This is a genomic window from Streptomyces sp. T39, from assembly GCF_008042045.1.
GTDB lineage: Bacteria > Actinomycetota > Actinomycetes > Streptomycetales > Streptomycetaceae > Streptomyces.
Window position 1 is genome coordinate 140806 of sequence record NZ_RDBP01000029.1, and the last position, 5494, is coordinate 146299.

General features: G+C 75.8%; 6 protein-coding genes. 3 read left to right on the plus strand and 3 right to left on the minus strand.

Annotation, left to right across the window (positions count from 1 at the left end; all coding sequences use genetic code 11):
- Positions 1-49 precede the first annotated feature (49 nt).
- The 3 genes from EAO77_RS21285 to EAO77_RS21295 are packed head-to-tail and all read right to left on the minus strand — an operon-like array spanning position 50 to position 2918.
- Positions 50-349, minus strand: coding sequence for a hypothetical protein (locus EAO77_RS21285; protein WP_147989880.1), 300 nt, complete (start codon positions 347-349; stop codon positions 50-52).
- A 32-nt stretch (positions 350-381) separates the two neighbouring features.
- Positions 382-1296, minus strand: a complete 915-nt coding sequence (locus EAO77_RS21290) for a diacylglycerol/lipid kinase family protein (RefSeq protein ID WP_147989881.1) — start codon at positions 1294-1296, stop codon at positions 382-384.
- A 26-nt stretch (positions 1297-1322) separates the two neighbouring features.
- The gene (locus tag EAO77_RS21295; protein ID WP_147989882.1) at positions 1323-2918 is read right to left on the minus strand and encodes an FAD-binding oxidoreductase; all 1596 of its coding nucleotides are present in this window, start codon (positions 2916-2918) and stop codon (positions 1323-1325) included.
- A gap of 71 nt (positions 2919-2989) precedes the next feature.
- On the opposite strand from EAO77_RS21295, the gene EAO77_RS21300 reads away from it, so the two are divergent.
- The 3 genes from EAO77_RS21300 (at position 2990) to EAO77_RS21310 (ending at position 5466) form a co-directional block, all read left to right on the plus strand.
- Positions 2990-3589 carry a TetR/AcrR family transcriptional regulator gene (locus tag EAO77_RS21300; RefSeq protein WP_147989883.1) on the plus strand — a complete coding sequence of 200 codons (600 nt, stop codon included), beginning with the start codon at positions 2990-2992 and terminating at the stop codon, positions 3587-3589.
- A complete protein-coding gene (locus EAO77_RS21305; RefSeq protein WP_147989884.1) occupies positions 3586-5136 on the plus strand; it encodes a glycerol-3-phosphate dehydrogenase/oxidase in 1551 nt (516 codons plus the stop codon). Before EAO77_RS21300 ends, EAO77_RS21305 begins: the two co-directional genes overlap by 4 nt.
- 138 nt (positions 5137-5274) lie before the next feature.
- Positions 5275-5466, plus strand: coding sequence for a DUF6381 family protein (locus EAO77_RS21310; RefSeq protein ID WP_147989885.1), 192 nt, complete (start codon positions 5275-5277; stop codon positions 5464-5466).
- The last annotated feature ends 28 nt before the right edge of the window (positions 5467-5494 follow it).

Below are 5494 nucleotides of genomic sequence, written 5' to 3' on the forward strand. Positions count from 1 at the left end.
CGGCGGGCGTCCCCTGCCCCGTGGGGGGTTCGGATGTCCTCGGCGACGCTCAGTCGATCTCGGCCGACGCCTGCGGCAGCGGGGGCACCGTCGCCGTCGTCGGCCCGCGGACCGCTTCGATCACCGCGTCGTGGAGATCACGGCTCGCCGTCTCGGACGGGCACGGTGCCGGACTGCCCGACATCGTGAACCAGTCGGCGGCCCCGGTGTACTGCACCGTGACGGCCGCCTCGCCATCGACCCAGGTGGTGTGCACCGTGAGGTCGCCGGACACGACGCCGACCTCTTCGGTGAGGACGCCACCGTGTCCGGAATACACACCAGGAGTAGTCCAGGATGCCCAGCTCATGCATCCAACGTCACACTCCTCCCGCTTGATCGCTACCGGCGGGGCGAAATTTCCGGAACGGGTTCGGGACACAGCACCCGCAGCGCACCCGGCTGTACCCGCACGGTCACCGGCAGTGTCGCGTCCACCTCCCCGTCCGCCCCGTAGGGCAGGGGGCGTTCGGCCTCGATGCGGATCTCCCTGCCGCGCAGGATCTCCACCTGGGGGCGTCGCACGTGGGCGCCGGTCTTCAGCTCGTTCATCATCGCGAAGAACAGGCGCTTGGGGGCGTCGTGGATGACGACCACGTCGAGCGTCCCGTCGTCCACGCGCGCCCCCGGGGCGATCCGCCGGTTGAAGCCGTAGAAGCCGGAGTTGGCGGCGACGACGGTGTAGCCGCGGCGTTCGTGCAGGACGCCGTCGACGGTGATCCGGTACGACGCGGGCCGCCAGGCCGTGACGGCCCGCAGCCCGCCCGCGTAGTACGAGGCCGCCCCGCGCAGCAGCCGGGAGGTGTTGGCGTGCCGGTTGGCGACCGCGTCGACGCCCGCGTACACACTGCCGAGCACCGATATGCCGTCGTGCACGGCGGAGGTGACCTCGATGGTGTCGACGGGCCGGGCCGCGCCGTCCAGCAGGACGCCGGCCAGCCCGGGCGGGTCGGACGGGAGCCCCAGCGCCCGGGCGAAGTCGTTGCCGCGGCCCGCGGGCACCAGCCCGAACTCGGTCTCGGTGCCGCTGAGCGCCCCGCCGATGCAGCCGGCCATGCCGTCGCCGCCGACGGCGAGCACCACCCGGCCGTGCTCCCCTGCCCGGCGGGCGAGTTCACGGGCGTGCTCCAGGCTGCGGCTGTACTGGGTGTCGATCTCCGCGCCCGCCTCGCGCAGCAGGCGGGCGACGGGAAGCAGGGCCGCCGTACCGCTGGAGCCCCCTGCGGTGGGGTTGACGACGGCGGTGAACTGTCGCATGGGTGCGCCTCCGGGCGGCTTGGCGGTCAGCGGACGGGGAGCAGGACGCCGGGGCTGAGGACACCGGCGGGGTCGGTCTCGGCCTTGACGGCCTGCAGCATACGGAGGCCGACCGGGCCGATCTCCCGGGCGTACCAGTCGCGGTGGTCGGTGCCCACCCCGTGGTGGTGGCTGATGGTGCCGCCCGCCGCGAGGATGGCCTCGTTGGCCGCCCGCTTCGCCGTGTCCCAGTGCGCGAGAGCGTCCTCGCCCTGTGCCGAGACGACGGTGAAGTACAGGGACGCGCCGTTCTCGTAGACGTGCGAGATGTGGCACATGACCAGCGGCGGGGTGCCGCCGGCGGTCAGGGTGTCGGTCAGGGCGGTGCGGACCGCCGTGTACAGGCCGGGGACGGCCGACCAGAAGGCGGCGGTCTCCAGCGTCTCGGCGAACGCGCCCGCGTCGAGCAGCGCGTCGCGCAGATAGGGGGCGTCGTAGCGTCCGTGCGCCCACCGCTCGCCGGGCTCCGCGCCGATGAGCTCGCCGCCGAGCCCGGCGAGGACGGCGGCCGCCCGTTCCCGTCGTTCCGCGGTGTCGTCGGCGGTGCCCTCGTACCCCGCGATCGCCATGCAGCCGGCGGCCGCCGGAGCCTGCGCGCTGCCGATGGCGTCGGGCTGGGCCAGCCCGACGAACGTCTCGGTCTCGTCGGAGAGGCGCAGTACGGTGGGACGCGGCCCGTCCTGGGCGAGGGCACGCAGGGCGGCGGCGCCGGCCTCGAACGAGGGGAAGCGCCAGCCCTCGTAGACGCGGCGCTCCGGAAGCGGCCGGACGCGCACGGTGACGGCGGTGATCACGCCGAACGCGCCCTCCGAGCCGAGGAGGAGCTGGCGCAGGTCGGGGCCGGCGGCCGAGCGGGGCGCGCGGCCGGTCTCCACCGTGCCCTCCGGGGTGGCCACGGTCAGACCGAGGACCATCTCGTCGAAGCGGCCGTAGCCCGCGGACGCCTGGCCGCTGGACCGGGCGGCGGCGAAACCGCCGACCGTCGCCCACTCGAAGGACTGCGGGAAGTGCCCGAGCGTCCAGCCCCGTTCGTTCAGCAGCGCCTCGCACCGCGGCCCGCGCAGACCCGGCTGGAGAGTGGCGGTGCGGGAGACCTCGTCGACGGAGACCAGCCGGTCGAGCCGGCGCAGGTCGAGGGCGACGAACGGCCGCCCGCCGTCCGGCGCGAGACCGCCGACGACGGAGGTGCCGCCGCCGAACGGCACGGCGGACAGGCCGTGTCCGGCGCAGGCGCGCAGCACGGCGAGCACCTCGTCGTGGCTGCCGGGCAGGACCACGGCCGCGGGGAGGTCCGCGACGTCGCCCGCCCGGATGCGCAGCAGGTCGGGGGTGGACTTGCCGCGGGTGTGGCGGACGCGGCTCTCCGCGTCGGTGGCCACGTGCGCCTCGCCGCCGACGCAGGCGGCCAGCGCGGCCAGCGCCTCGTCCCCGAGGGGCGAGGCGGGGACCTCGACGGCGTCCAGCGAAGCGGGGCCCTCCTCGCGGCGGGTGACGCCGAGCAGATCGCGCAGCAGGCCGGTCACCGCGTCGGGCAGGGGGGCCGCCTTGGCCGGGTCGCCCCAGCCGCTCCACAACATGTCCACGTCGCTCTTCCTCACCGTCGGTTCGCGGGGTGCACTGCCGCGCGGCCCGCCCTGGCATTACACTGTGACAGATGACGCCCATTCGTCACAACCAGTCGGACGCAGACGCCGTGCTCGATGCCGCACGCGACTGCGTCCTCGCCGTCGGCGTACGCCGCACGACCCTGACCGATGTCGCCCGGCGCGCCGGGGTGTCCCGGATGACGCTCTACCGCCGCTGGCCCGACGTGCGCAGCCTCGTCGGCGACCTGATGACCCGCGAGTGGATCGCCCTCGCCGTCGGCTCCATGCCCGAGCAGGCGGCCGGCGTCCCCACCCGGGCCCGGATCGTCGACGGGCTGGTCGCCGGAGTCGCGGCGTTCCGCGGGCACCCGCTGTTCCACAAGATCCTCGACGTCGACCCCGAGCTGCTGCTCCAGTACCTCCTCGACCGGCGCGGGGCGAGTCAGGACGCGCTGCTCGGCCTCATCACCGGCGGGCTGGAGGACGGGCACGCGGACGGCTCGGTCCGCCGCACCCACACCGTCCGGCAGGCCCGGGCGCTCCTGCTCGTCGTGCAGTCCTTCGCCATGTCCCTGCGCACGATGACCGACGAGGACGACGAGGAGCTCACCGACGCGGCCTTCCTCGGCGAACTGCGCACCCTTCTGGAGAGGACCCTCGCACCGTGAACGCTCAGGCCCCGGCCGCCGCCTCGCTCAACGCGGCCCGCCGCACCCGTGAACTGACCGCCCTCGCCGACGCGCGGACCGAGGTGGACGTCCTGGTCGTGGGGCTCGGCGCGACCGGGGCGGGCGCCGCGCTCGACGCCGCCTCCCGCGGGCTGAGCGTCGTCGCCGTGGACGCGCACGACCTCGCCTTCGGCACCTCCCGCTGGAGCTCCAAGCTGATCCACGGCGGACTGCGCTACCTCGCCACCGGACAGCTCGACGTGGCCCACGAGAGCGCCGTGGAACGCGGCGTCCTGATGGAGCGCACCGCGCCCCACCTGGTGCGCGCCCAGCCCTTCGTGCTGCCGCTCACCCCCCTGGTCTCCCGCGGCCAGGCCGCGCTCGCCCGGGCCGGGTTCCGGGCGGGCGACCTGCTGCGCGCCGCCGCGGGCACCTCGCGCGCCACCCTGCCGGCGCCCCGCACCCTGTCCGCCGTCGAGACCCGCCACATGGCGCCCGCCCTGCGCCCCACCGGCCTGCGCGGCGGGCTCCTGTCCTGGGACGGGCAGCTGACCGACGACGCCCGGCTGGTGACCGCCGTCGCCCGCACGGCGGCCGCCCACGGCGCCCGGATCCTCACCCGCACCCGGGTCCTCGCCCTCACCGGCGGCGGCGCACGCGTCCGGGACGAGACGACGGGCGAGGAGTTCGACATCCGCGCCCGCACCGTCGTCAACGCCGCCGGGGTGTGGGCCGGCGACCTGGTCGGCGACATCCGCCTGCGCCCCTCGCGCGGCACCCACCTGGTCCTGCGCTCCGAGGCCCTCGGCGGACTCGCGGCCGGGATGCACATCCCCGTCCCCGGCGAGGCCAACCGGTTCGTGCTCGTCCTGCCCCAGGGCGACGGCCGGGTCTACGTCGGCCTCACCGACGAGCCCGTCGACGGCGACGTCCCCGACGTGCCCGAGGTCCCCGAGACCGACATCGGCTTCCTCCTCGACGTGCTCGGCTCCGCCCTCGACGTCGTCCTCGGCCGCGCCGACGTCGTGGGCGCCTTCGCCGGCCTGCGCCCCCTGCTCGACACCGGCGGCGGCCCCGGGCGCACGGCCGACATCTCCCGCCGCCACGCGGTGATCACCTCGCCGCAGGCCGTCGTCACGGTCGTCGGGGGCAAGCTCACCACCTACCGGCGCATGGCCCAGGACGCCGTCGACGCGGCCGTCCGCGCGGGCCGTCTCCCCGCGGGCCCCTGCCGCACGGCCGCCCTCCCGCTCGTCGGCGCCGCCCGCCCCGCCGAGCTGGCGGCACTGGACGTGCCGCGCCGGCTGGTGCGCCGCTACGGCGCCGAGGCCCCGGCCGTCCACGCCCTCGGCGTGGCCGACCCGTCCCTGTCGCTCCCGGTCGTGCCAGGCCACCCCGTCACCGGCGCCGAGCTGGTGTGGGCCGTGCGCCACGAGGGAGCGCTCGACGAGTCCGACGTCCTCGACCGCCGCACCCGCATCGGCCTGATCGCCGCCGACCGCGACGGCGCCCGCGAGGCGGCGGCCGCGGCCCTCGCCGCGGCCTGACGCCCCGAGGCGGCTCCCGCGGCGCCGGCCGGGCCCCGGCCGGCGCCGCGCGCGGCGTGCGCCGGGGCTTCGAGATGCGTGCGCGCAGCGGCCCTGTTTCGCTGGGGGGTCAGTGCTCGACACGTCCGAGGAGTGATCATGAGCGGTACCGACGAGTCCCGCGGCCGGGTGCGGCAGATGCGGGAGAAGGCCAAGGAACTGGACGAGGCGGCGAGCCGCAGCAGCGACCCCAAGGAACGGCAGCGGCTGAAGGACAAGGCCCAGCGGCTCAAGGCCCAGTCCGACCAGGAGTCCGCGATGGGCACCGGGGACATCTACCCCGACAGGTGACCGGCGGCACGCGCACGGTCCCGGCACG